The sequence below is a fragment of the Streptomyces viridochromogenes genome (assembly GCF_001270495.1).
Taxonomy (GTDB): Bacteria; Actinomycetota; Actinomycetes; order Streptomycetales; family Streptomycetaceae; genus Streptomyces; species Streptomyces viridochromogenes_A.
This window is the reverse complement of record NZ_LGUR01000212.1, coordinates 40,017-66,222: the sequence shown is the minus strand read 5'-3', so window position 1 is coordinate 66,222 and position 26,206 is coordinate 40,017. Positions and strand designations below refer to the sequence as shown.

General features: G+C 71.2%; 25 protein-coding genes and 1 tRNA gene. 16 read left to right on the top strand and 10 right to left on the bottom strand.

Annotated features, from left to right (window positions below):
• Positions 1-36: 36 nt before the first annotated feature.
• Both rlmB and ADK36_RS28100 read left to right on the top strand, forming a co-directional pair.
• Entirely contained in the window at positions 37-978 is a 942-nt protein-coding gene (rlmB, locus tag ADK36_RS28105) for a 23S rRNA (guanosine(2251)-2'-O)-methyltransferase RlmB (protein WP_048585782.1), read from the top strand.
• A 134-nt stretch (positions 979-1,112) separates the two neighbouring features.
• Positions 1,113-2,750 (top strand): DoxX family protein, encoded by a 1,638-nt coding sequence (locus tag ADK36_RS28100; protein ID WP_078916623.1) that lies wholly within the window; start codon positions 1,113-1,115, stop codon positions 2,748-2,750.
• A 304-nt stretch (positions 2,751-3,054) separates the two neighbouring features.
• Here ADK36_RS28100 and ADK36_RS28095 read toward each other — a convergent pair whose 3' ends face one another.
• The 3 genes from ADK36_RS28095 to ADK36_RS28085 all read right to left on the bottom strand — a co-directional run bounded on the left by ADK36_RS28095 (position 3,055) and on the right by ADK36_RS28085 (position 5,629).
• Positions 3,055-3,786 carry a nucleotidyltransferase family protein gene (locus ADK36_RS28095; protein ID WP_048585784.1) on the bottom strand — a complete coding sequence of 244 codons (732 nt, stop codon included), beginning with the start codon at positions 3,784-3,786 and terminating at the stop codon, positions 3,055-3,057.
• Positions 3,787-3,859: 73 nt separating this feature from the next.
• On the bottom strand, positions 3,860-4,318 hold the full coding sequence (locus ADK36_RS28090) for a hypothetical protein (protein ID WP_048585785.1): 459 nt from the start codon (positions 4,316-4,318) through the stop codon (positions 3,860-3,862).
• Positions 4,319-4,537: 219 nt separating this feature from the next.
• Positions 4,538-5,629, bottom strand: coding sequence for an ABC transporter ATP-binding protein (locus ADK36_RS28085; protein ID WP_048585786.1), 1,092 nt, complete (start codon positions 5,627-5,629; stop codon positions 4,538-4,540).
• Between the two features lie 216 nt (positions 5,630-5,845).
• On the opposite strand from ADK36_RS28085, the gene ADK36_RS28080 reads away from it, so the two are divergent.
• The 5 genes from ADK36_RS28080 to ADK36_RS28060 all read left to right on the top strand — a co-directional run bounded on the left by ADK36_RS28080 (position 5,846) and on the right by ADK36_RS28060 (position 8,363).
• A tRNA-Thr gene (locus ADK36_RS28080) sits at positions 5,846-5,920 on the top strand.
• A 232-nt stretch (positions 5,921-6,152) separates the two neighbouring features.
• The gene (locus ADK36_RS28075) at positions 6,153-6,389 is read left to right on the top strand and encodes a hypothetical protein (RefSeq protein ID WP_053199503.1); all 237 of its coding nucleotides are present in this window, start codon (positions 6,153-6,155) and stop codon (positions 6,387-6,389) included.
• 336 nt (positions 6,390-6,725) lie between these two features.
• The gene (locus ADK36_RS28070) at positions 6,726-7,088 is read left to right on the top strand and encodes a hypothetical protein (protein WP_048585788.1); all 363 of its coding nucleotides are present in this window, start codon (positions 6,726-6,728) and stop codon (positions 7,086-7,088) included.
• 275 nt (positions 7,089-7,363) lie between these two features.
• On the top strand, positions 7,364-7,681 hold the full coding sequence (locus ADK36_RS49645; RefSeq protein ID WP_048585789.1) for a hypothetical protein: 318 nt from the start codon (positions 7,364-7,366) through the stop codon (positions 7,679-7,681).
• Positions 7,682-8,015: 334 nt separating this feature from the next.
• On the top strand, positions 8,016-8,363 hold the full coding sequence (locus ADK36_RS28060) for a hypothetical protein (RefSeq protein WP_234329900.1): 348 nt from the start codon (positions 8,016-8,018) through the stop codon (positions 8,361-8,363).
• 209 nt (positions 8,364-8,572) lie between these two features.
• On the opposite strand, the gene ADK36_RS28055 is transcribed toward ADK36_RS28060, so the two are convergent.
• The 3 genes from ADK36_RS28055 to ADK36_RS28045 all read right to left on the bottom strand — a co-directional run bounded on the left by ADK36_RS28055 (position 8,573) and on the right by ADK36_RS28045 (position 10,160).
• Positions 8,573-8,866: a hypothetical protein gene (locus ADK36_RS28055; protein WP_048585816.1), complete on the bottom strand. Its 294-nt coding sequence runs from the start codon at positions 8,864-8,866 to the stop codon at positions 8,573-8,575.
• A 266-nt stretch (positions 8,867-9,132) separates the two neighbouring features.
• The gene (locus tag ADK36_RS28050) at positions 9,133-9,417 is read right to left on the bottom strand and encodes a hypothetical protein (protein WP_048585790.1); all 285 of its coding nucleotides are present in this window, start codon (positions 9,415-9,417) and stop codon (positions 9,133-9,135) included.
• Between the two features lie 254 nt (positions 9,418-9,671).
• Positions 9,672-10,160: a hypothetical protein gene (locus ADK36_RS28045; protein ID WP_048585791.1), complete on the bottom strand. Its 489-nt coding sequence runs from the start codon at positions 10,158-10,160 to the stop codon at positions 9,672-9,674.
• A 420-nt stretch (positions 10,161-10,580) separates the two neighbouring features.
• Between ADK36_RS28045 and ADK36_RS28040 the strand changes: the two genes are divergently transcribed.
• The 6 genes from ADK36_RS28040 (at position 10,581) to ADK36_RS28015 (ending at position 15,875) form a co-directional block, all read left to right on the top strand.
• Complete coding sequence (locus ADK36_RS28040; protein WP_053199502.1) at positions 10,581-11,369, top strand: hypothetical protein; 789 nt, start codon at positions 10,581-10,583, stop codon at positions 11,367-11,369.
• Between the two features lie 85 nt (positions 11,370-11,454).
• Positions 11,455-11,736: a hypothetical protein gene (locus ADK36_RS28035; protein WP_030050321.1), complete on the top strand. Its 282-nt coding sequence runs from the start codon at positions 11,455-11,457 to the stop codon at positions 11,734-11,736.
• Between the two features lie 74 nt (positions 11,737-11,810).
• Positions 11,811-13,091 carry a WS/DGAT domain-containing protein gene (locus ADK36_RS28030; protein WP_048585793.1) on the top strand — a complete coding sequence of 427 codons (1,281 nt, stop codon included), beginning with the start codon at positions 11,811-11,813 and terminating at the stop codon, positions 13,089-13,091.
• A 26-nt stretch (positions 13,092-13,117) separates the two neighbouring features.
• A complete protein-coding gene (locus ADK36_RS28025; RefSeq protein WP_030050324.1) occupies positions 13,118-13,393 on the top strand; it encodes an acyl carrier protein in 276 nt (91 codons plus the stop codon).
• Complete coding sequence (locus tag ADK36_RS28020; protein WP_053199500.1) at positions 13,390-14,607, top strand: beta-ketoacyl-[acyl-carrier-protein] synthase family protein; 1,218 nt, start codon at positions 13,390-13,392, stop codon at positions 14,605-14,607. The genes ADK36_RS28025 and ADK36_RS28020 overlap by 4 nt, the downstream gene beginning before the upstream one ends.
• Positions 14,604-15,875 carry a wax ester/triacylglycerol synthase domain-containing protein gene (locus ADK36_RS28015; RefSeq protein ID WP_048585795.1) on the top strand — a complete coding sequence of 424 codons (1,272 nt, stop codon included), beginning with the start codon at positions 14,604-14,606 and terminating at the stop codon, positions 15,873-15,875. Before ADK36_RS28020 ends, ADK36_RS28015 begins: the two co-directional genes overlap by 4 nt.
• A 13-nt stretch (positions 15,876-15,888) precedes the next feature.
• Here the strand turns inward: ADK36_RS28015 and ADK36_RS28010 are convergent, their stop codons facing one another.
• Together ADK36_RS28010 and ADK36_RS28005 are read right to left on the bottom strand one after the other, a co-directional pair.
• Positions 15,889-16,959, bottom strand: a complete 1,071-nt coding sequence (locus ADK36_RS28010) for a DUF4037 domain-containing protein (protein ID WP_234329899.1) — start codon at positions 16,957-16,959, stop codon at positions 15,889-15,891.
• A gap of 97 nt (positions 16,960-17,056) precedes the next feature.
• Positions 17,057-17,950, bottom strand: a complete 894-nt coding sequence (locus tag ADK36_RS28005; protein WP_053199498.1) for an aminoglycoside phosphotransferase family protein — start codon at positions 17,948-17,950, stop codon at positions 17,057-17,059.
• Between the two features lie 54 nt (positions 17,951-18,004).
• Here ADK36_RS28005 and ADK36_RS28000 point away from each other — a divergent pair, with 54 nt between their 5' ends.
• Together ADK36_RS28000 and ADK36_RS27995 are read left to right on the top strand one after the other, a co-directional pair.
• Entirely contained in the window at positions 18,005-19,411 is a 1,407-nt protein-coding gene (locus ADK36_RS28000) for an NAD(P)/FAD-dependent oxidoreductase (RefSeq protein WP_199830262.1), read from the top strand.
• A gap of 201 nt (positions 19,412-19,612) precedes the next feature.
• Positions 19,613-22,765, top strand: a complete 3,153-nt coding sequence (locus ADK36_RS27995) for an IPT/TIG domain-containing protein (protein WP_078942737.1) — start codon at positions 19,613-19,615, stop codon at positions 22,763-22,765.
• A 236-nt stretch (positions 22,766-23,001) separates the two neighbouring features.
• Here ADK36_RS27995 and ADK36_RS27990 read toward each other — a convergent pair whose 3' ends face one another.
• Both ADK36_RS27990 and ADK36_RS27985 read right to left on the bottom strand, forming a co-directional pair.
• Positions 23,002-23,982, bottom strand: a complete 981-nt coding sequence (locus ADK36_RS27990; protein ID WP_048585799.1) for a zinc-binding dehydrogenase — start codon at positions 23,980-23,982, stop codon at positions 23,002-23,004.
• A 123-nt stretch (positions 23,983-24,105) separates the two neighbouring features.
• Positions 24,106-25,293, bottom strand: coding sequence for an FAD-dependent oxidoreductase (locus ADK36_RS27985; protein WP_053199495.1), 1,188 nt, complete (start codon positions 25,291-25,293; stop codon positions 24,106-24,108).
• Between the two features lie 150 nt (positions 25,294-25,443).
• Between ADK36_RS27985 and ADK36_RS27980 the strand changes: the two genes are divergently transcribed.
• A complete protein-coding gene (locus tag ADK36_RS27980; protein ID WP_107086922.1) occupies positions 25,444-26,142 on the top strand; it encodes a pentapeptide repeat-containing protein in 699 nt (232 codons plus the stop codon).
• Positions 26,143-26,206: the final 64 nt, after the last annotated feature.

The following is a 26,206-nucleotide window of genomic DNA, read 5'->3' as shown; positions in this document are numbered from 1 at the left end:
CGTACACACGAACGCTTCACGACAGACAGGTAGGTCATGGCCGCGAACAACCGCCGCATGTCCGGCAAGAAGGGCGCGCAGGTCGGCAGTGGCGGCCAGCGGCGCAAGGGTCTGGAAGGCAAGGGCCCGACCCCGCCCGCCGAGATGCGCAAGGGGCACAAGAAGAACCGCGTCGCCAACGCCAAGGCGAAGCAGACGGTACGCCGTCCCGCGCCACGCGGCCGCGGCGGCAAGGGCACGTCCGAGCTGGTGGTCGGCCGTAACCCGGTGGTCGAGGCCCTGCGCGAGGGCGTCCCGGCGTCGACCCTCTACGTCCAGCAGTTCATCGACAACGACGAGCGGGTGCGCGAGGCCCTCCAGCTCGCCGCCGAGCGCGGCGGCATCAACCTCATGGAGGCGCCGCGCCCCGAGCTGGACCGTATGACGAACGGCCTCAACCACCAGGGCCTGGTCCTCCAGGTCCCGCCGTACGAGTACGCCCACCCCGAGGACCTGGCCAGCGCCGCCTACGACGACGGCGAGGACCCGCTCATCGTCGCCCTCGACGGTGTGACCGACCCGCGCAACCTCGGTGCCGTCGTCCGCTCGGTCTCCGCCTTCGGCGGCCACGGCGTCGTCGTACCGGAACGGCGCGCGGCGGGTATGACGGCCGGCGCCTGGAAGACGTCCGCCGGCACGGCGGCCCGCACCCCGGTCGCCCGCGCCACCAACCTGACCCGCGCCCTGGAGGCGTACAAGAAGGCGGGCATCGTGGTCGTCGGCCTCGCCGCCGACGGCGAGGCCGAACTCGGCGAGTTGGCGGCCCTGGACGGCCCGGTCGTCATCGTCGTGGGCAGCGAGGGCAAGGGCCTGTCCCGCCTGGTCGGTGAGACGTGCGACTTCCGCGTACGCATCCCGATGCCGGGCGGCGCCGAGTCGCTCAACGCCGGTGTGGCGGCGGGGATCGTCCTCTACGAGGCGGCTCGCCGACGCGTCTGAACAGACATCCGTGGCGTCACCCGTGCGGGTTAATTCTGGTGACAGTGGTGCGACCTGCGCATCTTTGACGGAGTCCGGACAGATCCGGCCGGTCAAGGCAGTGTCCTAACGTCACGTCACTCGGTTAGTTGAGTGTGGACACCAGAACACCCCGCACACCCACGGGGGACCGCTCGTCGGGATACGACGACGCTCCCGCGCTGAGCATGGTGAAGGTGCCGAGTGATCCGGCGCAGATCATCGTCAACCACGCGAGCTTCCGCGTGCTGTTGGGCGCGTCGACCGGGCGGAGCAAATCCCCGCGGATCACACGGCACCTGAGCGCCACCGAGGACACCGCCCGCATCCCCGTCACGGCCGCGCCCGGCAGAGCGGGAGCGGCCCCCGGCGCCCGCCGCCGGGTCGCCGTCTGGAACGGTACGTCCGCGCCCGACGACACGGGCGCCCACCGGCTGCTCCAGGCCGTGCGGGACGGCAGCGTCCGCCACGGCGACGAACCGATGCCCGGTCTCGGAGGAGCCACCCAGGTCATCCCGCGCGTCGACGTCGGCGGCGGCTACGACGACGGCTACGACGATGTGCTGGAGCAGACCGTCGAGACGCCGATCGTGGGTGCCCAGCGCACGCACGACGAATCGCTCGAGACCCGCCTGCTCCCGAACATGCGCACCGTAGAGAGCGCATACGACGAGGAACTCACCTACGACGACGAGGAGTTCAGGGAGGGCCCGGTCGGCCCGGACGAGACCGACCCACCCCTGCGACGGTCCGGCGACGACCCCGCGCGGCACGCCTACTACCCCGGCCGCCGGATGAACCTCGGCGTCGTCCTCCTCCCCCTCCGCGTCTTCCTCGGCTTCATCTCCATCTACGCCGGGATGGGCAAGCTCTGCGACCCCGTCTACTTCGACGGCGGCAAGCGCGGCTCGATGGTGACGTGGCTCAACACCCTGCACCCCTGGGAAGTGGCCGAGCCCCTCCGGCAGTTCGCCCTAGCGCACCCGGTCGGCTCCGGCCTGGTCATCGCCTTCTTCCAGGTCATCGTGGGCGTGCTCACGGTCCTGGGCTGCTGGCAGCGGGTCGCGGCCGTCGTCGGCGCCCTACTGTCCGCCGCGCTCCTGCTCACCGTCAGCTGGAAGAGCGTCCCGGTCTACGACGCCCCCGACATCATCTACCTCGCCGCGTGGTCCCCGCTGATCATCGCCGGCGCCCCCGTCTACTCCATCGACGGCCGGCTCGCGGGCATGGCCTGGCGCCGCCTCGGTCCGCGCTCCGACATCTGGGAGCTGCGCCAGTACGTCCTGCGGCGCGGCGCCCTGGTCACGGTGATCGTCGCCGGCCTGACCCTGCTGATCGGCTCGCTGCTCGGCGGTGCGGTCCGCGACGCCGACCGTGTCGTGGTCCCCGGCCCCGGCGAGGCTCCCCGCAACGAACTGCCCGGTTCTCCGCTCCCGCAGGAGCCCGGCCAGCGGCACAAGCGGACGCCGTCGGCCTCCAACTCGCCCACCCAGGGTGCTACGTCGGGGGCGGCCACGCCGTCCGGTGCGGCGACCACGCCGGGGGCGACGAGCGACACGGGCAACGCCGGTGCCGGTACGCCCAGCCAGACGCAGGGTACGGGGGGGCAGGCTCCGCCCCAGCAGTCCACACCGGCCGACGAGGTGCCCAGCACCAGCACCGGTCCGACCTCCGGGGGGCCGTCCTCCGGTGGGGGCTCGACGGGCGGTTCGTCGCCCGACGAACCGGGTCTGGTGGGCGGTCTGCTGGGCTGACGCCCCGCGCCTGCCCGACACGATCACGCTGACGCCGATGGGCCCCGGACACGATCCCGTCCGGGGCCCATCGACTTCCTCGCCCCCGCCGCCCCTACCCGTCCCATCCCTTGAAGGGGCTCCGCCCCTTCGACCCCGCGAGGAGGCTCCGCCTCCTGGACCCCCATCGGCCTGCGGCCTCGTCCTCAAACGCCGGACGGGCTGGAGATGCACGGGCCGGCGCTGAGGGGTGGGCGCGTGGGGCCGAGCCTCCTACGGGGGCTGAAAGATGCATCCCCGGCGCGCCCCGCGGAGCGGCTGGTGGCTAGCGGCCCAGTGCCGCCAGTTCCTTTGCCGCCTCCGTCAGGTCCTTCGCTGTGTCGATGGCCCGCCAGTAGGCGCCCTGGGGGAGGGGGAATCCGGCCAGGCGGCGTTCGCGGGCCAGGTGGGGGAACGTGGTGCGTTCGTGGTCGCCCCGGGCCGGGAGGAGGTCGGCGAAGGCGGGCGAGAAGACGTAGACACCCGCGTTGATCTCGAAGGTCGACGGCGGGGCCTCGATGAAGTCGGTGATGTGCCCGAAGCCGTCCGTCTTCACCGCACCCCACGGAATGCGTGGCCGGGCTAGGGCGAGCGTGGCGACCGCGTCGCGTTCGGTGTGGAAGTCGGCCATGTCGCGCAGCGAGAAACGGGTCCAGATGTCCCCGTTGGTGGCGTACCAGGGCTGATCCGGGTGCGGAAGATGCGCGGCCGCGTACTTCAGGCCGCCGCCCCGTCCGAGCGGCTCCGCCTCGACGACGGTCGTGACGCGGACCGGCAGCTCGGCCGACTTCAGCCAGTCCTGAAGCACCTCGGCGAGATGGCCGCAGCTGACCACGACGTCCGTCACACCCTCCTCGGCGAGCCAGGCGAGCTGGTGGCCGATGATCGGCGTCCCCGTGCCGGGGATCTCGACCATCGGCTTGGGCCGATCGTCGGTGTACGGACGGAGTCGGGAACCCTGGCCCCCGGCCAGGACGACGGCTTGAACGGGGCGGGACGCGGCGTTCGGATCAGTCATGACCGAACTGTACGCGGCGCCCCGCTCGCGGCATCGGGCCGACAACCGTTCGTGAATCGCCTGAGATCATCCGCTAGCTGTGTGCCGCTGCCACACCCGACGCGAACGCGGTGTCACAGACGGGCCGGGCATACGACTGCGCGCGCGTCGGGCCGTACACGCGGACCGCGGCGCGGCCCAGGGCGCGGGCGATGGATGAGCAGTGCCGGGCCAGCGACGGGCGCTCGTCGACGGCCTGCTGGAGGTGGGTGAGGGCGACGCCCGGGTCCTTCTCCTGCAACTCGGTCAGGAGCTGGTCGCGCAGCACGTGCTGTGGGGCGCGCGCGGCGGCGTTCTTCCCGTCACCCGTGCTGGAGACGTCGGTCGCGGTCAGTACCGAGTCCGAGGGGTCGCCCGACCAGTTGACCCGGGTGACCGCGAGCGTCCCGGAGAGCACCAGGAAGACGGGCAGTACGAGGGCGAGAGTGCGGCCGAGTTGGCGGGCGGGGCCCCGGTGGCCGTGTCGTGTCTGTTGGGTGGTGGAGTGCTTCACGCGAGTGAGGGTAGCGTTCGGTGCTGATATGGCGACATTTAGTCACCGGTTCGAGGGACGGACGGGCCTCCTTTTTCAGGCGGCACGTTGACGCACGGCGCTCGAAATGGTCGGTATGCCGGGGTATTTGTCGACAACGAAGAGGGCCCCGCAGACATCTGCGGGGCCCTCTTCGTCAACCTGGGTGAATTACCCGGGGTTGTACTGCCTGTGTTTGCCTCAGTCGGAGAGGCGCTCGCCCGTGGAGGTCGAGAACACGTGGGTCTCGCCCGAGCGCGGGACGATGTGCAGCGTGCTGCCCTTCTCCGGGACGTCGCGGCCGCTGACGCGGACGACGAGGTCCTTGGAGTCGTCGCTGCCGACCTTGGCGGTGCCGTAGACGTAGGCGTCGGCGCCGAGCTCCTCCACCACGTTGACGGTGACGGCGAGGCCCTGCTCCGACTCCGAGCCGGCCACGTCGAAGTGCTCGGGGCGGACACCGACGGTGACGGTCTTGTCGGTGGCGGCGGAGAGCGCGTCACGGTCGACCGGGACGACGGAGTTGCCGAACTTCACACCGCCGTCGGTGATCGGGACCTCGACCAGGTTCATGGCCGGGGAGCCGATGAAGCCGGCGACGAAGAGGTTGGCCGGGCGGTCGTACATGTTGCGCGGGGTGTCGACCTGCTGGAGCAGACCGTCCTTGAGGACCGCAACGCGGTCACCCATGGTCATGGCCTCGACCTGGTCGTGGGTGACGTAGACGGTGGTGATGCCGAGGCGGCGCTGCAGCGACGCGATCTGCGTACGGGTCGACACACGGAGCTTGGCGTCCAGGTTGGACAGCGGCTCGTCCATGAGGAAGACCTGCGGCTCACGCACGATGGCGCGACCCATGGCGACACGCTGACGCTGACCACCGGAGAGCGCCTTCGGCTTGCGGCCCAGGTAGTCGGTGAGGTCGAGGATCTTCGCCGCGTCCTCGACCTTCTGCTTGATCTCCGCCTTCGGCACGCCGGCGATCTTGAGCGCGAAGCCCATGTTGTCGGCGACGGTCATGTGCGGGTACAGCGCGTAGTTCTGGAACACCATGGCGATGTCCCGGTCCTTCGGCGGCAGGTGCGTGACGTCGCGGTCACCGATGCGGATGGCGCCGGCGTTCACGTCCTCGAGCCCCGCGAGCATCCGGAGCGAGGTGGACTTGCCGCAGCCGGACGGGCCGACCAGAACGAGGAACTCTCCGTCCTCGATCTCGATGTCGAGCGCGTCTACGGCGGGCTTCTCGGAACCCGGGTAGATCCGGGTCGCCTTGTCGAACGAGACAGTGGCCATGGTGAATGGGCCCCCTTCTACCGGCAGGAACGTGCCGGACGATCCGTTGTAGGAAGGTGGTTGGTTTAGTCCACATGTGCGGACTGGATCTGGACGGTACCTGGCGTTCGCCTGGATGTCAGTACCTGGAGGCATGTGAACTTCGCGGAAATTTTCGACAGGGCGCACTCGGAACCTGGGTACACTGCACGGGCGCGTGCGTGACAGCGCGTGCAGGCCTCCTTAGCTCAGCTGGTCCAGAGCGGCTGTCTTGTAAACAGCAGGTCGTCGGTTCGAATCCGACAGGGGGCTCAAACAGGCGGGGCGGTGTCGATGACACCGCCCCGCAGTTCGTTTTTCATTCCTTCTTTTCATTCGCCCGCCGGGCAACTTCGCGGGCTTCGACAACACCCTCGTATGCCCTCATGTCCCCGTTGGGACACGGGACATGTGCCGGTATGGAATAGCATTGCTACTGCTAGTGTTCGTCCCGTCACAGTAGGCAATCAGCCTCAATGTAAATGTAATGAAATCCGAGGGTTCCATGCGCAAGCTTCACCAGGTCATGATCGTCGCGGCGGCGGCCGGCAGCCTGTCCGCCATCGGTGCCGGTACCGGTGTCGCGTACGAGAGCGGGCCGACCGTGTCCGACCTGTACCGCCCGTACCAGGAGTGCAGCCCGCAGACGGTCGGCGAGGCCGACATCCCGATCGCCGTGCTCGGTCTCTCCGAGACCTTCGACACCACTTGCGGCCAGTTCAACAACGCCTTCACTGGCTGAGGTCGGCGGCATAGTCGTGCGCGACGCCTTCCGCGGGCCCCTTCGGGGTCACCCCCGAGGGGGCCCGTTCATGTGCGGCTGCCCGGAGCGCAGGACCGCTCCCTCGGCCCGTATGCGTTCGCTGCCGTCCTGAACTCCGGCGCACCGATGAGCGGTTGGTCCCTCGTGGATCAGACACCCTCAGGTCGGTCCTTCACTTCGTAAGCGAAAAGGCTCCGAACGTCCCGGACATGCGCCGGGCGCAGGGCCTGTCTCTCCGACACCCCCAGGGCCCGGCGCAGCCGGTTTCGCGGTGTATTGCGCCCGGGCGACCCCCCGCAAAAGGAGACGCAACACATGTTCAACGGAAAGAAGATCGCGGCCTTCGCCGGGCTTCTCGGTGGCCTCGCGACGACCTGTTTCGGCGCCGGCCAGGCTCACGCCGCGGGCCCGGGAGTCTGCGGGCTCGACGGCCAGGGCAACATCGTCTGCACGCAGCAGTTCCAGGGGCAGACACCCGAGGGTGACGGGTTCACCGTCCGCCGGTCGATGAACTGCCAGCCGGCGAAGCCGTTGACGCTGCCCACGCCCGGCCTGCTGGCCAACGGGCAGACGCGGATCGGCCCCCACATCACCTGCTCCGACCTGACGCCTGCGGCGCCCGACAACAGCACCGACACGAGCGACACCAGCCCGCTGCTCGCCCGCATCCTGGGCTGAGCCTCAAACAGCGGATGGCCGGACCGGGTTGACCTGGTCCGGCCATCCGCTGTTTCGCGTCCGCGACCGCCGGATCGGCACCGGGTCGGCATCGGATCGGCAAACGGGTGACCGCGTCCCGTCACCCGTGACCCGACATCGGGGCAACGTCGTTTCCTTATAAGCCGACACGACACAGAGAAGGGTCAAAGATCCCAAATTGCTACGGTTTGCCTGTATATGCTCACATTAAGTAGTCAGCCAGGGCGTCGTGCCCGGGAAGAAAGGGTCTAACTATGCGCAGGTTTCAGCGCGTTGCGGTCGTAGCCGCGGCCGTCGCAGGTCTGTCCGCCTTCGGTGTCGGTGCCGGCACTGCTTTCGCTCACGAGGGCGACGACTTCGACGGTCAGGTTGTCTCCGCGGTTGCCACCTCGACGGCCAACGCCGTTGCCACGTGGGGTGCTCCGACCGACAAGGCGCACGCTGCTCCGGTTGCGGCTCCGCAGGCTGCTCCGGCCGCACCCGAGGCCGCTCCCAAGGCCGCCGCGCCGGAGTACGGCTACGGCGAGTACGCCGCTCCGACGTACGCCGCTCCGACGTACGCGGGCCAGTAAGAAAAACGCCGGGGGTGCGATGCGCGGGTTTCAGGGCACTGTGATTGTCGTCGTGATGACCGCGGGGCGGGTGGCCCCGTACTCCGAGCGGCAGTTGGCCCCCTAGGCCATCGCCTCGGAGCGTCACGACAGGCGCATCGACTTCCGTCGGAACACCGTTATGCATATCGCGCGATCTGAACGCCCAGCTCCTGGATCGGATCGAGCTGTTTTCAACGGTGTGCTGGACAACACCCTTAGCAAATGCAGCCCGGCCGCGCGGCAGACCCGTCAGGGTGCGCGGCCGGGCTGCAGCAGTTCCGTCGTATTCGACCTTTGCAAAGGAACGCCGTACATGATCGGTCGACAGAAGATCGCAACCGTCTCGGGGCTCCTGGGAGCTCTCGCCGTGATCTACGGCGGTGCCGCGCCGGCGTATGCCGACGATCCCAAGGGAGCCTGCACGCTCACCGCCGAGGGTGACATCGTCTGCGTCAAGAAGAGCGAGGTCGTTCACAAGGACAAGCGCAACGGATACGTCCTCAAGCAGAAGCAGGACTGCTCGACGGTCGAGCGGCCGCGCGTCGCGATGCCCGAGCGCCACATGCTGAACGGCGGGTCCGTGAAGTCCGGGCCGGTCGTGGAGTGCAACAACACGGCGAAGCTGCCCAAGGGCATCAAGATCCCCAAATTCGACTTCTGAGGCGCGTGAGCGGCCGATGCCGGACCGGGAGTGATCCTGGTCCGGCATTTTGGTTTTCGGTTACCAGACGTGCTTTCCGGGGCCTGCTTTCCGGGGCCGGGCTGCGTTGGGCTGGGCCGGGTTGGGCTGGGCGCGGAAGGCAGAAGGCGGCAGACAAAAGCCCGGTGCCCCGGCCTGAGGCCGGGGCACCGGGAAGGACGTGGCTTACGTCACTTGCCGAAGGCGCTGTTGCTGCAGCCCATCTCCGAGCCGAGCCCGGTGTCCTGCGCGCCCGCGTTGCCTTCGCCGTTCAGCAGGTTGCCGCCCAGGCCGTTGGCGATGCCGACCTGGCCGAGGACGCTGACGTTGGCGTCGTGCGACTTGCAGTTGCTGCTCTGTAGAACGTCGACGTTCGTGCCCTTCTGGCCCCAGCCGCCTCCGTCGGCGTGGGCGACGCCGGCGCTCAGGAGTCCGACGCTCCCGAGAGCGGCGACCAGGACGGCGGCCTTGCGGAGCTTGTGCATGTTCATCTCCGGTGGAGTGGAGTTGGTGCGATCCATTTCAGATCGGCTTCGTACAGTTACGGAGGCTAATAGGAAATATTCCGGAGCAAACGGCGGCGCGCCGAATTCGGGAAAGTCTCACCATCTTGGCCGATGGCCGGGAAATTCGGTGCCGTGCGAGAAAGTCCGACGCAAAAACGCGACACAAAAAGGAATCCCGGTACCGGGCCTGAGGCTCGGTACCGGGATTGGCTCCCGCTTCGGCCGGCTATGCGGCCGTCAGTGCCTTAGAAGGCGCTGTTGTTGCAGCCCATCGAGGAGCCCAGGTGGGTGTCCTGCGCGCCCGGGTCGCCCTCGCCGTTGAGCGCGCTGCCCAGCAGGCCGTTGAGGACGCCGACCTGGCCGAGGACGTCGACGTTCAGGTCGTGCGACTTGCAGTTGGAGCTCTGCAGGACGCTGAACTTGCCGCCGTCCTTGCCGCCGTGGCCGTCGGCGGTGGCCGTCCCGGCGCCCAGGAGTCCGACGGTGCCGATGGCGACGACCAGGACGGCAGCCTTGCGAACCTTGTGCATGTCATCTCCGGTGGAGTGAGGTGGGTGCGATCTGTAGGAGATCGACTTCGTACAGTTACGGAAGGTTAATACGAAGTATCCCGATATGTCCCGGAGGCACGCCGGAGTTCGCATGCGCGTACTGAAAGCACCCAAAAGCCGCATCGCGTACCGAGGTGTGATGTGAAGGTGCTGGTCACGGCCGCCCGTTGAGTGCTGTGACCAGCGGGTCGCCGCGAGGGAGATGAGGTTCGGATCTCCTCGGGGCGTGTTTTCTAGCGCGTGTAACGGGCGTGGGCGAGGGAGTTCGCCTGGCTGTTGGCCTGGTCGCAGTCGATGCCGCGAGTCTCGGAGGCGGCGAGTACGGCGACCGGGACAGCCGCGTTGACCAGGGACTGCGGGCTGCACTCCTGGTACGGGCGGAACAGGTTGGCCTGCTCGATCGGGCCGGACGGCTCCGCGGCCGGCTGCTGGTTGATCTGCGGGCTGATCTTCGGGCTCAGTTGGGGGTTCAGCTGCGGGGTGACTTCGGCGCCCCGCTGGGGGGCCGGGGCCGCCTGCCGGTGCGTGGTCGGCAAGTTGGAGGACTGCGCGGTGGCCTGCGAACCGCCCCACGAGGTGGCCTGGACGTCCGGCTGGCCGACAGGGGGCGACGCGGTGCCGCCGTACCCGACGGGCGCGTCGGCGACGCTGGGTCCGGCACCGATGGCCGACAGACCACTGGCTGCTGCTACGACGAGCGCGACCTGATGAAGCTTGCGCATGGAACCTCGGCCCTTCATTGACCTGTGCATGGAACGTATGGAAATGCGGCTGCGATACACCATCGCTCTGACCCTGGGGGGAACGAGACAAGTGCGATTACGGTCACGTGGGCCCGGATTCCGTCACTCATTTGCCAGAGGGTGTTCATCAGAGCCTTTTATCCGATCTATGGCAATTGAGTGACGAAAATTCGGATCCCGTGACCTGTCCGGAGAAATGTCGTTGCCAGCGGAGAGAGGGCAGCGATCTGGAATCAGAGAGAGGCAACGGGATCCGCTGCCTGCTCCGGCGTGAAGTCCACATGACAGCTCAGGCATTACCCCTGTAAGGGCGCAGTACGAATATCAGACTGAGCGCACGCAAGACTGCACTGAATAAAACGGATTTCCCTGTACAGGTAATGAAGGGCCGAGGGTTCCATGCGCAAGCTTCACAAGGCCGCGCTCGTCGTAGCAGCGGCCGGCGGTCTGACCGCCATCGGCGCCGGCGTCAGCGAGGCCGCCGACTATCCCGTCGGGTACAGCGGTGCCGCACCGGCTCCCGCTCCCGAATATCCGGCACCTCAGTACGCTCCGGCGCCTCCTCCTCCCCAGTACGCGGCTCCCCAGTACGCTCCGGCGCCCCCTCCGCAGTACGCGGCACCTCAGTACGCTCCGGCGCCCCCTCCGCAGTACGCGGCTCCCCAGTACGCTCCGGCGCCCGCTCCCCAGTACGCGCCGCCGCCGCAGGTCACCGCGGCGGCCCGTTCGACGGGCAGCGCGCACGCCACGCGTCCGCAGCCGGCACCGGCACCGGCACCGGCGCCTGCGCCGCACTACGCGCCCCCGGCGCCCGCCCCGCGGCAGGAGTCCGGTTACGCCTCCGCCTCGGCGTCGTCGGGCGGCTACGCCGAGGCATCCGGCGCGCCGCACTCCGCGCCGGCGGCCGCGCCCCAGGCCACCGCCCCGCAGGTCGTGCCGCAGGTCACCCCGCAGGCCGCGCCGCAGGTGATGCCGCAGGTCGCTCCGCAGGTCTCCGCTCCGCAGGTCTTCAACCCGGAGCCCGCGCCGCGGGTCGCTCCGCAGGTGAACCCGCAGGTGAACCCCGAGGTGAACCCGCTCATCAACCCGCTGATCTCGCCGGCCAGCGCGCCGCAGGTGCCCGGACTGGGCCTGGGACAGGTCGCGGCGCCGCCCGTGGGCCAGCTGGGTCTGCCCCGGCTCGGCTGAGGGCCCTGACCGGCCCTGACCGCTCGTAACCAACGTTCTGACTCGATCTGCTGCACAGCACGTCCGCTCGACCAACGGAGAAGAAATGCGCAAGCTTCAGAAGGTCGCCCTCGTGGGCGCCGTCCTCGGCAGTGTCGGCTCGTTCGGCGTCGGCACCGCCGTCGCCCACGGCGAGGCGATGGCCCACGACGTCGACATCACGCAGGGCATCGAGTGCCGCTCGCACGACATGAACATCGACGTCCTCGGCAGCCTCGGACTCGTCAACGGTGCCCTGGGCAACGCGCTCAACGGCGAGGGCTCCCCGGGCGCGCAGCCCAGCCACCTCGGCTCGGACATGGGCTGCAACAGCGGAGCGCTCAAGTAGACCGTAGGAAGTGTTCGGTTCAACGCCCGCTCCATCACGGGGCGGGCGTTTGGACTGCGAGCCGGAGAGACCGCATGAGACTGTCCTATGCCGACGAGATGCTGCTGCTCAACGGGTGTCCTGGAGTGATCGGCCTGGCGGTGGTCCTCTCCGGCGAGCAACCCGACGTGGAGCAGGTGCGGGCGCGTGTCGCCGAGCGGTGGGCGGGCCTGGAGCGGATGAACTGCGTGCTCGACGGCCCCACGGGCAGCGGCGGGACGGCGCGGCGGGGGCTCTTCGGGCGGCGCGGGCGGATGCGGTGGGTCGTCCCGGGTCCGTTCGATCCCGTCGCGCATGTCGGCGTGGCGCGGACCAAGTTGGACGACCTGTGGACGCAGAGCGTGGACCGGCCGCTCCCCGGCGGGCTGCCGCCCTGGCGGCTCTCCGTGCTCCCGGACGCCGCGCACGGCGGTGATTTCGCCTTGGCACTCGTGGCCCAGCACGCGCTGCTGGACGGGCGTTCCCTGGCGACGCTGATGCGCTCGCTGATGGACGGCCCGGCGACGGCGAGGGAGTCGGTGCGGTCGGTACCGCTGCCGCGGACCGGGCTGCGGGCGGCGGGCAGGGAGCTCATGACGATGGCAGCCGCGGGACAGGCCCTTCCGATGCGGCCGCCCGGGGAGCCGTGCTCCTCGGTCGTGGTGAGCGAACTGCCCGCGCACACGGTCCGCTCCGCACGCCGGCAGCCCGCCGACGGCCGTGGTGCGACGCTGAACGAGCTGCTGGTGGGCGCCGTGGCCGGGGCGGTGCGGGCCCGGTACGGGCCGGTGCGGCAATGGCGGCAGCGGGACGAGCCCGCGTACACGGCCGTACCGTGCGACCTGCGCACCGGGGCGACCACGGGAGAACTCGGGAACACCCTCACGGTCGTTCGGGTGCCGTTGCCCGTCGACGTGGACGGTCCCGTGGCGCGGCTGCGGGCGTGTCAGGACGCGATGGCCACCGTCCCCGAGCGGGCCGCCGCCCACGCCGGCGTGCTGTTCCCCGCCGCAGAAGCGGTTCGCCGGACGGGCCCCTGGGTCACCAGGTTCCTGGCCGACCGCGGTCGCCACTCCTGCTTCGCGGCGACCGCGACCACGGCCATGAAGTGGCCCGGCGGATCCAGCACCTTTCAGGGCCGTCGGCTCGTGCGCACGGTCGGGCTGCCGCCCCTGCAGCACCCGGGCACGGTCAGCTTCGCCCTGGCACAGGCAGGGGACGCGTTCACGCTCACCGTGGTGTGCCACCTGCGCCCGAACGACGCGGCACGGTTTGCCGACGCGGTCGTCACGGAGTTCGAGACATGGGCCCGGATGACGACGCCGTCAGTGCCCTGACGGCACCAGGAGATGGAGGCAGTTGCATGGAAGCGGAACACGGCGACGTATGGGAAGCGCTGCGCCCGCTGTGCGCGCGGGTGATGTCGGTGCCGCCGGAGGCGGTGGTCCCGCAGGCTCGGCTGGTCGCCGACCTGGGAGCCGACAGTCTGGACATCACCGAACTGGAAGCGGCCTCCGAGGAGTTGTTCGGGGTCTCCTTGCGCGGGACCGACAAGGCCGGCGTGTCCACCGTGGGTGATGTGGCCGACCTCATCGTGCGGCTGCGTACCCCCGGCGCCCACAGCACCCTCGCCCGATGACCGGCCGACCCGCTGTCGCCGTCACCGGCCTGGGAGTTCGCAGCGCGGCCGGGGCGAGTCCGGCGGCGCTCTGGGAGAGTCTCGTGCGACGCCGTTCCGCGACGTCGCTGCATGCCTTCGACGACGAGGGCACGGTCGTGTATCCCGCGTCCGCGATGACCGCCTTCGACCCCGCCGGCTATCTGGCGCCCAAGGAGGTACGCCGGACGGACCGGTCGGTGCAGCTCGCCGTGTGCGCGGCCGTGGACGCCGTGGCGGACGCCGGGGGACTGCACGTCGATCCCGGTCGGCGGGCGGTGGTCACCGGCACCGGGTACGGCGGGGTGATCAGCCAGGAGAACGGCATCGGGCAGCCCGACGTGCTCTACGCGCCCCGGCTGATGCACAACGCGGGCGCGTACTGGATCAGCGCCGGGCTCGGGATCGCCGGGCCCAGCCTGACGGTCTCCACCGCCTGTGCCTCCGGCACGCATGCCGTGGGTGAGGCGATGCAGATGATCCGGGCGGGGTGCGCGGACGTGGTGGTGGCGGGAGGTCATGACAGCCCCCTGACGCCGACGACCGCGCTCGCCTTCGGGCGGGCCGGGGCGATGGTCACCGAGTGCGAGGATCCCGCCTCCGCGTCACGGCCGTTCGACGTCGAGCGGCGGGGGTTCGTCCTCGCCGAAGGTGCGGCGTTCCTGGTGCTGGAACGACTGGACCTCGCCCGCGCGCGGGGCGCCCGCGTCTACGCCACGCTGACCGGATACGGACGGACCTCCGACGCCCACCACCTGACGGCTCCGCATCCCGACGGCGCGGGGGCCCGGGCGTGCATGGAGCAGGCGCTCGCCGACGCCGGCACGACCGCCGACGCCGTCACCCATGTCAACGCGCACGGCACCGGCACCGAGCTGAACGACCTCGCGGAAGCGCAGGCCATCAGCGCTGTGTTCGGCCCTCGTGCGGTGCCGGTCACCGCGCCCAAGGCCGTGACCGGGCACGGGCTGGGGCTGGCGGGAGCGCTGGAGGCCGTGATCACCGCCTGGTCCGTGCGGGAGGGGCTCGCGCCGCCGACCGCCCATCTCACGCGGCTGGATCCCCGATGTGAGCTGGACATGGTCGTCGGTGAGCCGCGCAAGATCCCGGACGGGCCGGTGATCAGCAACAGCTTCGCCTTCGGCGGCCACAACGCGTGCATCGTGTTCGACTCGCCCCACGGCTGTGGCGCATGAGGCTGACGGCCATCGACGAAGGGCATCTCCGCAACGGACTGCCGGGGACGATCGGCATCGCCGGGGTGTTTCCCGGCGAGCCGTTCGACCTGGAGCGGGTGCGGGCCCGGGTGCGTGACCGGTGGGGCGGGCTGGAGCGGATGAGCCTGGTCCTCCAGCCGCCCGCCGGGCCGGCGGCGCTGTCCGGCCACCGGTGGCTCACCGCCCGGCCGTTCGATCCCGTCCCGCACGTCACCGCCACGGACCAGGACCTGGAGTCCCTGCTCACCGACGGTGTCAGTCACCGGCTGCCGGCCGAACGGCCGCTGTGGCGGCTGCTGGTCGCGCGGCACGCCCTGGTGCTGTTCGCCCATCACGCACTGCTGGACGGCAGATCACTGGAGACCGTCTTCCGGCTGCTGATGGACGACGCCGCACCGCCACCGCCGCGCGGGCCGGCCGCGGTGGACCCGACCGCGACCGTACGGCAGCGTCCGCGCGTCAGCGCCGCCACCGTGGGCAGGGAACTGCGCCGCATCGGGGCCCTCGGCCGGCCCCTTCCCACGGCTTCCCCCGGCGAGGTGCGGCCGTCGGTGGCGCTGGTGGAGCTCGACCCGCAGGTGATGCGTACGGCCCGCCGCCAGCCGGCCGGCGGGCGGGGAGCGACCCTCAACGAGCTTCTGCTGAGTACGTACGCCGGTGCCCTGCGCGTCTGCCACGGGCCGCTGCGGGCCTGGGCGACGGGATCGGCCCCGTTCTACGCCACGGTGCCGGTCGACCTGCGGACCCGCCGCACCGCGCAGCAACTCGGCAACGGCGTCACCGTGTTGCGGATGCCGCTGCCCGTCGACGTCGAGTCCCCCGTGGCGCGCCTGGAGGCATGCCAGGACCAGGTCGCCGGGTTCGACCGGCGCTGTGACGCCCACCGCGCGATCCTTCCCGCACTGCAGGGTGCCGCACGGGCGGTGCCGTGGCTGGCCGGGGTGATGGCCCGGCGGCTGGCCCGTCCCGAGCTCACCACCAGCCTGTGCACCGCTTTCAAGTGGCGGGACAACCCCAGCCGGCTGCACGGCCGTCCCCTGGCGCGGGTCATCCCCCTGCCGCAGCTCTCCCCGCCCGGTACGGCGAACCTCTGCCTCGTCCACACCGCCGACGCCTACACGCTCACGGTGGTCAGCCACGCGCGTGCCGGTGATGCCGAGATGCTCGGGGCGGCGGTCGCCCGGGAGCTGGAGGCGCTCGCGGTGTCCGGCACGACGTCCGGCACGGCTGCCGCGCGGGTCGGCTAGGGCTTTCGTACGTCTAGGGCTTTCGTACGTCGTGGCTCAGGGCGCGGGACGACTCCGGGCGGGACAGGACGTCCGTACTGTCGATGAACTGGTCCACCGCGCCGACGGGCGGCACATCCTTGAGGGACGGGTCGGTGATGCGGGCGGTCAGGGCCGCGGTGAAGCGGTCGGCGCGCAGGACCTGGAAGGGTCCGGAGCGGTACGCGCGCGTGGCGGGATCGACGCGGTCGGTCAGGCGCAACTGGTTGTGCTGGTGCGCGACGATCTCGTAGGCGTGGACCAGGTGGCGCTCGCGGGTGTGCCAGTCGGTGGCGGCCAGCGCGGCCGTGAGCACGGGGGAGAGGCGGGGGCCGGCGGCGGTACGGGCGAAGGTGCTGCCGAGCCATTTGCCGTACGGCGGGTAGCGGCGGTCCATCAGCAGGCACAGTCGCATCAGGTCGCGGGCCAGGCGGGCGGCGTTGACGGCGGAGCCCAGTTCGTCGCCGACCTCGCCGCAGCGGCCCACGAATGCCTCCTCCTGCGCGATGCGCTGCCACTGGCAGGCCAGGACGTACAGCCAGACGTCGTGGGGGTACCAGCGCAGCGCCCGGCGTAACGGGGTGAGGGTGTGCAGGCCGTCGTGGAAGACGGCACCCGAGGTGACCTCGGCGAGCAGCTGGGTGGGCAGGGCCAGCCAGTCGGCCGGGGTGATGCCCTGGGCCGGGTCGAAGCCGAGGGTGTCGGTGAACCAGCTGGAGGTGCCGGTCACTTCGACCCGGCGGTCGGTCGGGTGGCCGAGGAAGGTCTTCGGGAGGTGCTCGGCGAGTATGTGTCTGATGCGGGCGGCGTGGCGGGGCACGTCGTGGCGGTGGAGGAAGACCTGGAGGCGCGGGCCCCACGCGTGGTCGGCGGAGCGGGGGGTGTCGTAGCCGAGGACCTCGGAGCCGCTGCCGATGCGGGACGCGGAGTGGGGCACGCCGGGGGCGGCCTCCTCCAGCAGGGGGCGTACGGCGTCGGTGTAGAAGCGGCGCGAGAGTTCGAGGCCGGGGACGAAGTCGGGCTCGCAGGCGGGGGAGTGCGGGGTGCGCATATGCGTGGGGCTCATGCCGGTGAGCCGTGCCCGTTCTGTGAGGGCTCATGCGAACTGCCTTCACACTGTTGCCGGTTGAGGACATTCACGCCGGGGCCCGCTGGTGCTCAGGTCACCGACAACCGCGGTGGTCGCGCAGCCGCCGCGCGATTTCCAGCTGGCGCTCCTCCAGCGGGCGGCCGTCCTCGATGTCCCAGAGGCAGTTCTGCAGGAGTCGGCCGTATGTCCACGCGCGCGCGTGTGCCCGGTCCAGGCCGAGTACGTCGGTCATGGCGTCGAAGCGCCAGCGGATGTCGCCTGCGTCGAAGCGGTTGGCGAGGGCGGGCCACAGCTCGAAGCCGGGGTCGCCGGCGAGGGGCTTGGGGTCGATGACGAGCCAGGGGGCGCGCTCGCAGGCGAGGACGTTCTCGTCGTGGAGGTCCCAGTGCAGCAGGCGGTCGCCGGGCTCGTCGACGACCTCCCGTACGGCGGCCGCGCAGTCGGCGACGATCCGGCGGGCCTCCGGGTCCGGGATGTGTTTCAGGGCCTGCGGCGTCTGCTCCAGCATGTCCTCGGCGATGTCGCCGAGGCGGCGCAGTCCGGCCGGCGCGGGGAAGGAGGTGAGGTGGGCCAGCAGGCCGGCGATGACCAGGACGGACTCGTGGACATCCGGGTGGTGCGCGAGCATGCGGGACGAGTCGAGGCGTTCGAGGAGCATGGTGCCGGTGGTCCCGTCGTGGGTCAGGAGGCGTACCGCTCCGTCGCCGTCCCACGCGCGCAGGGCCACCGGTTCGCCCGCGCTCTCCTCGTCGAGGAGTTGCAGCTTCAGGACGGCCGGGGTGCCGTCCCGGCGGATCACGGGGAGGACCAGGGCGGCGACTCCGTGCATGGGGCGGCCGTCGAGCCGTAGCTCCCAGCGGCCCAGGAACTCCTCGGCCAGGTCCGGGAGCCGGGCGATGAACGCCCGCCCCTCCTCGCCGTTGAACTCCTCCTGCGCCGCCGCCAGACCGTCCGGAATCTCGATCACCTTGTGACCCTACGGGCGTGTGGGAATCGGCTCACCCGAATTAACGTCCTCCCCATGAGCAGCTCGGTCAGCGGTGCCGTGAACGGCGCCATCTCCTTCTGGTACGCGGACGACGGCCTCCCCGCGGTCCGCGAGCCGCTCGCGGGGGACACCTCCGCGGACGTGGTGATCGTGGGCGGCGGATACACGGGACTGTGGACCGCGTACTACCTGAAGAAGGCGGTCCCCTTCCTCCGGATCACCGTCCTGGAGCAGAAGTTCTGCGGCTACGGCGCTTCGGGGCGCAACGGCGGCTGGCTGTACAACGGCATCGCGGGCCGCGACCGGTACGCCAAGCTGCACGGCCAGGAGGCGGCCGTACGGCTCCAGCGGGCCATGAACGACACGGTCGACGAGGTCGTTCGGGCCGCCGGGGAAGAGGGCATCGATGCCGACGTCCACAAGGGCGGGGTGCTCGAAGTCGCCCGTACGCCCGCCCAGTTGGCTCGGCTGAAGGACTTCCACGCGCACGAGCTGTCCTACGGCGAGAAGGACCGCGAGCTGTACGGCGCCCGCGAGACCGCCGAGCGCGTCCGGGTGGCCGACGCGGTCGGTTCGAGCTGGACGCCGCACGGCGCGCGCCTGCACCCGGTGAAACTGGTCAAGGGGCTCGCGGCGGCCGTCGAGGCGCTGGGCGTGACGATCCACGAGCTGACGCCGGTCACGGATATCCGGCCCAAGCACGCCGTCACCCCGTACGGCACCGTCCGCGCGCCCTATGTCCTGCGCTGCACCGAGGGCTTCACGGCGAGCCTCAAGGGGCAGAAGCGGACCTGGCTGCCCATGAACTCCTCGATGATCGCCACCGAGCCGCTCACGGAAGAGCAGTGGGATTCGGTGGGCTGGGCGGGGCTGGAGACGCTCGGCGACATGGCGCACGCCTACATGTACGCGCAGCGCACGGCCGACGGGCGGATCGCGCTGGGCGGGCGCGGCGTGCCGTACCGCTTCGGGTCGCGGACGGACAACGACGGCAGGACGCAGCCCGAGACGATCGAGGCGCTGCGGGAGATCCTCGTCGGGTTCTTCCCGGCGCTGGCCGGGGTGCGGATCGAGCACGCGTGGTCGGGGGTGCTGGGGGTGCCGCGCGACTGGTGCGCGACCGTCACGCTGGACCGGTCCTCGGGGCTCGGCTGGGCGGGCGGCTACGTCGGATCGGGGGTGGCCACCGCGAACCTCGCGGCACGGACCCTGCGGGACCTGGTGCAGCAGGACTCGGGGCAGGGCGGGCGGACCGAGCTGACCGACCTGCCGTGGGTCGGACACAAGGTGCGCAAGTGGGAGCCGGAGCCCTTCCGGTGGCTCGGGGTGCACGGGCTGTACGCCACCTACCGGGCGGCGGACCGGCGGGAGCACCTCACCAACAGCGCCGAGTCCGCGAGGCTGGCACGGATCGCCGACCGGGTGGCCGGGCGGAACTGACGAAACTTTCGCCCGCATCCACCCCTGGATACTCACGAGAGCGTTGCCACACCCCTGTGCGACTATCGCCACAACGACCACTGATCCAGGGGGGATTCCGTGTCCGACGACGACTCCTGTCCGTCTGCGAGACCGGGGCGGGCAGCCGTGTTCCCGGCCGTCTTCGCCGCTCTCGTCTCGCTGCTCGCCGCACTGCTGACCATGACCGGGGCGAGCCCCGCCGTCGCCGCCGACGAGGGGTGCGCGCCGCTCGCGCTCGCCCCGTTCGGTGACCCCGGGGACGCCGTCGGCAAGGCGACCGTCGCACCCGAGTCGAGCGTCTGCTACACCGTCACCGTCGGGACGCCGGGCCTGTATCTGGCCCCGGCCCTGGACGACAGCGGCAACACCATGACCAGGCAGCTGCTCGCCGCCGACGGCAGCGAGGTGGACTGCTACGGCGACGGGTACGCCACGCACGGCATGTGCGCGGTGCCCGCGGCCGGCACCTACACGCTGAAGGTGCTCAACACCGACTGGCAGGACAAGGCCACCTCCGTCACCTTCGTCCCGCTCGGCTCGGTCGAGGGCTGCGCGGAATCCGTCGGCACGAACTGGGACCAGCCGGACGTCACCCGTAGGACCGTGAGCCGCGTGGAGGTCGACTGCCAGCCCTTCGAGGGCACGCGCGGCGACCGGGTCCGGCTGACGTACGGCACGAAGGTGTACGGCGACTCCCTCGCCTGGATCACCGACGCGACCGGCAGGCGGATCTGCGAGCGGTTCCCGGAGAACGACGAGGACAGCTGCGTCCTGCCCGGGGACGGCCCCTACCGGGTGATCTCCACCGTCTCGCGCGCGGAGAGCGGCTTCCCCGCCGAGTTCGCGGTGAAGGTGCGCCGGCTCAGCGACCCGCAGGGCTGCGCCGTCGCCCCGGTCCGCGACTACGGCCCGCTGGACGGACAGCACCCCACCGCCAACCCGTGCTTCACCTTCACGGCCGGTGCGGCGGGACCGTACACCGTGCACTCGGTGAGCGAGGACCGGCAGGTCGGGGTGGCCCGGGTGTACGACGCGGCCGGGCTGAGCGTGTGCCGGTACGAGGCCGACCCGTGCCGGATCAAGACGCCGGGAACCTACACGGCCGTCCTCGACGGCACGTACCCGTTCCGGGACAGCCGCGCCGGGCTGGTCGTCCTCGACCGGGCCTCCGACGCCGGTTGCGTGGCGACCGGGGCCGGGCTGCACAAGGGCGAGTTGAGCACGGTCGGGCAGTACGACTGCCTGACGCTGGACGCCCCGCAGGGCGCCCGGATCGCCGCGCTCACCTCGCTCTCGTCGGCCGGGCTGACCCCCGAGGTGGAGGTCCTGGACCGCGTCGGCACGCCGCAGTGCGACGAGGAGAGGCTGCGGGGCGGGGACTGCGCGCTCACCGGTGAGGCCCCCTACCGGGCACTGGTCCACACCGAGGACGGCGGGGACTCGGCGACCGGCCCCTACGCGGTCGCCTTCCACCGCACCGACGTCGCCCAGGGCTGCCCCGTCCTGCCCGCCGGCAGCTTCGCCGCGGACGGCGCCAAGGCCACCCTGACCACCGGCGGCGGTGTCTTCTCGCACTGCCTGGGCATCCCGGCGGACGCGCACACCGACGCCGAGGTCTTCCAGCTGGCCGCCACCTCCGGGACCGCCTCCGCCCAGTTCTCGGTGCTGGACTCCGACGGCAAGCGGATCTGCCAGCGCGGGGGCACCACCAACGGCTGGACGATCTGCTCCCTGACCCCGGGCAAGGCCCACACCGTGCTGGTGACCGGCCGCGACGAGGCCGCCACCTACACCCTGACCCGGCGGGACGTCACCGCGAGCGCCTCCTCGGCGGGCTGCGTGAAGACCGCGGCCGCGAAGGTCGGCGGCCCCTCCGTGAAGAGCGCGTACGGCGCCCCCGGCACCCTCGACTGCCGCCAGGTGACCACCGCCGCGGACACCGACGTCGTACACGTCAACGTGCGGGACGCCCTCGGCACCGCCAACTCCTCGGTCGTCGCCGGGGACGGCCGTGTGGAGTGCTCCTTCCGCAACACCTCCTGCGCGGTCACCGGGTCCACCACCCACCAGGTCCTCGTGCAGACCCCGGCCAACCTCAAGGCCTCGCCCGAGTACCGACTGGACGCCCTGCGGATCGCCACCGCCGACGGGCCGGCGCCGGAGTGCGTCAAGGTGCCGTCCGTGGCGTACGGGTACGGCCCGATCACCGGCACGCTGGACGAGTCGCACACCGCGGTGTGCGCGGCGCTGCCGACCGCCGGGTTCGACCGCTTCGAGACCGACATCAAGGACACCGCCGGCGCCGCCGCCACCGCGGTCCCGGTGCTGTACAACACGTCGACCTGGGCCAACGGCTGCACGCACTACATCCCGGAGGGCTACGACTGCGACGCGCTCGGCTCGTCCTCGCAGAGCACGCCGACGGTGTTCCTGCTGGGCCTGCCCGAGAAGGCGCCGAGCACGGCCTACAGCGCCGAGCTGACCTGCACGTCCGCGCCGTGCGGCACGGAGGAGACGGCTGTCACCGCCGTCAGCCCCGACACCGGGGCCGCGGGCGGCAAGGTGAAGCTCACGGTCACCGGCACCGCCCTCGGCCCGGACGTCACCGTCCGGATCGGCCAGGCCGGGAAGACGATCACGGCGGCGGCCGACTCGGTCTCCGCCGACAACCGGACGGTGACCGCGACGCTCGACCTGACCGGCGCGGCCACCGGCACCTGGAACATCAGCGTGCTCACCCGCGGCTGGGAGTTCCCGCGCGGCTCGTTCACCGTGACCCCGCAGCCCAGGCTGGAGAGCACGGCCGCTCCCCGGGTGACCGGCACGGCCAAGACCGGCGCCAAGGTCACGGCCACGCCCGGGAGCTGGTCGGCGACGCCGTCGTCGTACAAGTACCAGTGGAAGGCGAACGGTACGGCGATCAGCGGGGCGACGGCGTCGACGTACACCGTCCCCGCCTCGATGGTCGGCAAGAAGCTCACCGTGACCGTCACCGCGGCCAGGTCCGGCTGGGTCGGCGGCTCGGCGACCTCGGCGGCGGTGACCGTGGCCAAGGGGGCCGCGCCCAAGGCGACCAGGCTGCCGGTGATCAGCGGGACGGTGAAGGTCGGCAAGACGCTGAAGACGTCCACGGGGACCTGGAGTCCGGCGGCGACGTCGTACGCGTACCAGTGGTACGCGAACGGCAAGGCGATCAGCGGGGCCACCAAGTCGTCGCTGGTGCTGAAGTCGGCGCAGAAGGGAAAGAAGATCACCGTGAAGGTGATCGCGCGCCGTACGGGTCACCAGGACGGGTCGGTGCTGAGCAAGGCGACGAAGGCGGTCGCCGGCTGATCGTCACCGCGAGGGCCGGGCGGCCTTCGTGAAGGGGTGGGGGAGGGGCTCCGCGGTCCGGTGGGGCCCCTCCTCCCGTCTCTCAGGCCGCCGTACCGATCGAACCGCCCACCTGCTGCGAGGTGTTGATGGCTGCGGAGGTGAGTCCGGAGCCCTGCGGGGCCAGGTGAGCGATGATCACCAGGCCCCACCGGCGGCGGGGAGGGTCGGCGGCCCGGGCCGGGGCTTGCGGCTGCTCATGGCTCCAGTACCACCTTTCCGGTGGTCGCGCGCGTTTCCAGGGCCCGGTGGGCGGCCGCGGCCTCCGCGAGTGGGAAGCGCTGCACGGCGGGGGTGAGGCGGCCCGCGGCGGCCTCGGCGAGGGCGCGCAGTTCGAGGGTCCGTACGGGGTTGGGGCCGCCGGCCTTCTGCATCATCACGGGGCCGAGGACCTGCTCGGAGACGCCGTCGACGAGGTAGGGCTCGCCGTCGTGCAGGCCCGCGCCGGACCAGCCGAAGACGACGTGCCGGCCGCCCGGACCGAGCAGGGCGACGGACTCGCGGGCCACGTCGCCGCCGACGCCGTCGAAGACGACGGTGGCGGGCCGTCCGCCGAGGAAGGCGCGGACCTTCTCGGGCCAGGCGGGGTCCTGGTAGTCGACGGAGAGATCGGCGCCGTTCGCCTGTACGCGTGCGGCCTTCTCCGGACCGCCCGCGAGCCCGATGACGACGGCCCCGGCGTTCTTGGCGTACTGCACGAGCAGCGTGCCGATGCCGCCCGCCGCCGCCGGGATCACGGCCACCGCGTCCGGGCCGAGCTCGGCGAACTGGAGGATCCCCATGGTCGTACGGCCCGTGCCGATCATGGCGACGGCCTCGGCGAAGTCGAGGTTGGCGGGGATCTCGTGGGCGCGGTCGACGTCGGTGACGGCCAGCTCGGCGTACCCGCCCGGCGCGAAGCCGAGGTGGGCCACTACGTGCTTGCCGAGCCAGAGCCCGGCGACGTCCTCGCCGACGGACTCGACGACTCCGGCGACCTCGCGGCCGGGGATCGTGGGCAGCGCGGTCGGCTGTGGCGCGGGGCCCTGGAAGCCCTCGCGCAGGGCCGTGTCGAGGAGGTGGACCCCGGCCGCCTTCACGGCGATACGGACTTGGCCGGGGCCGGGGGTGGGGTCGTCGGTCTCCTCGTAGGCGAGGTTCTCGGCCGGGCCGAAGGCGTGCAGGCGGATGGCGTGCATCGGGGTCCCCCATCGCTGTGAACTCGGGTGCGAACTCGGGTCGTCAGTGCGCCGCCCGCCCTGTCGCCGAGGCGACCGGACGCGACCGGATGCGATCGGAGGCGGCTGATCGATGCTGCAACCTCAAGCTCTCTTGAGGTCAAGGGCGTGCCGTCCGAGGGCCAGGGACACGGCCGTGAGTGCGCTGTTGAAGGAGACCTCGGACAGGACGCCCGGGGCGGCGACCTGGTCGCCCGCCAGGTAGATCCCGTCGCCGCGGTCGACGGCCGGGCGGTCGCGCCAGCTGGTGCCGGGCAGGTCGACGGCGCCGGTACGGCCGCTCGCCACCGACTCCCGCCGCCAGGTGACGCGTTCGCGCCAGCCGGGGAAGCCGAGGTCGAGAAGCTGTTCGGCACGGGCGATGCCGTCGGCCCTGGTCTCGTGCGGGGCGATCGGGAACTGGCCCTGGATCAGCTGTTCACCGGCGGGCGCGAGGGACCGGTCCTGTGCGGTGAACCGCTCCAGCCAGCCGGTCTCGTCGAGGTCGGAGACCGCGAAGGCGTCCCCGCGCCGGGTCCGCACGGCGAGGTCGATGAGCGCCGTACGGCCGCTCGTCCAGGTCAGGGAGTCGTCCTTGAGGAGCCGGCGGGCGGCGTCGAGGGAGGTGGCGACGATGACGGGCGCGTCGGTCGCCGGGCTCTGGAGGCCGTCCAGGTCGTCGAGGCTGTCGACACGGGAGAGGGTCTCCATCCGGACCCCGAGGTTCCAGGCGCGGGCCGCCATCCGGTCGATCATGGTCGCCCAGCCTCCCTGCGGATAGTGCGCCTCCGGCGGCAGCTTGGTCGCCCGGCGCAGCCGCTCCCACACGAACGCGGCGGACAGGGCTCCGGGGTCGTGGTGGAACAGGGCGACCGCGGAGTAGTGCGCGGCGGCTCGGGCGCCTTCCTCGCCCGCGATGCCGGTGGCCCAGGTCTGGAAGTCGACGTCCACGGGCGCCTGCGGGAGGCCCCGCCGCAGCAGCTTGAGCATGGCGAAGGGCGGGGTACGGCGCAGTACGCCCCGGTGCCGCAGCCGGAGCCGGGCGGCCTCCAGGGGCGGGATCGGCGCGAGCGGTCCGATGAGGTCCCGCTGCTTGAGCCAGGCCCAGTGCGGGCCGCCGCTGTACAGGGCGTGCGGTCCCTCGTTCGTCCGGTACGGCCCCTCGGCGGTCCGCGCCCATCCGCCGAGGGTGTGGTGGGCTTCGTACACGGTGACCTTGGCGCCCGCCTCGGCGGCGGTGATGGCCGCGGTGAGTCCGGCGAAGCCGCCGCCGATGACGGTGATGCGGTGCATGGCTGGGGGTCTCCCTCGTGCTCGGGGTCGCCTGTCTGTCCTGCTCTGTGAGTACGACGGTTCTGGGCACCCGGAATGTGACATCGAGGGTGTCGGGCCGTGTCGTCGCAGGTCGGGGGAGTTGTCAGTGGTGGGGTGCAGCATGGGGGCATGGCGAGGAGAGCGATGGGTGAGGGCGGCGGCGGTCCGGGCCGGGGCGGCGTGAAGGCGGCGCGGCGGCCCGAGGTGCGGCTGCCGCCGCTGGAGCCGTTCCGGAAGGGGGAGTTGGAGCCGGACGGGGACTATGACGGGCTGGAGTTCCGGGAGGAGGACCTCACCGGGCAGGACGGCGGGGGCGCCCGCTTCATGGACTGCGCGCTGACGGGGTGTGCGCTGGACGAGACGAGACTGCGCCACGCCCGGGTCCTCGACTCGGTTCTCACGGGGCTACGGGGTGTCGGCACCGATCTCGCCGAGTCGACCCTGCGTGATGTGGAGCTGGTCGACGCCCGGCTGGGCGGGGTGCAGCTGCACGGGGCGGCGCTGGAACGGGTCGTGATCCGAGGCGGCAAGATCGACTACCTGAACCTGCGCAAGGCCAGGCTCAGAGACGTCGTCTTCGAGGGCTGCGTCCTGGTCGAGCCGGACTTCGGGGGCGCCCGGCTGGAGCGGGTGGAGTTCGTGGACTGCGCGGTGAAGGGGGCGGACCTCACCGGGGTGACGCTGGCGGACGTGGACCTGCGGGGGGCGGCCGAACTGGACATCGCGCGAGGGGTGGACCGACTGTCGGGAGCGGTGATCAGTTCTGGTCAACTACTGGATCTGGCACCGGTGTTGGCGGCCCAGCTCGGGATCCGCGTGGAGGATTGAGGGGAGGACTGTGGAACGTCGGCGGGGTTGAGGGACGGGTTCGGCCAATGCTGTGAACGGCTCG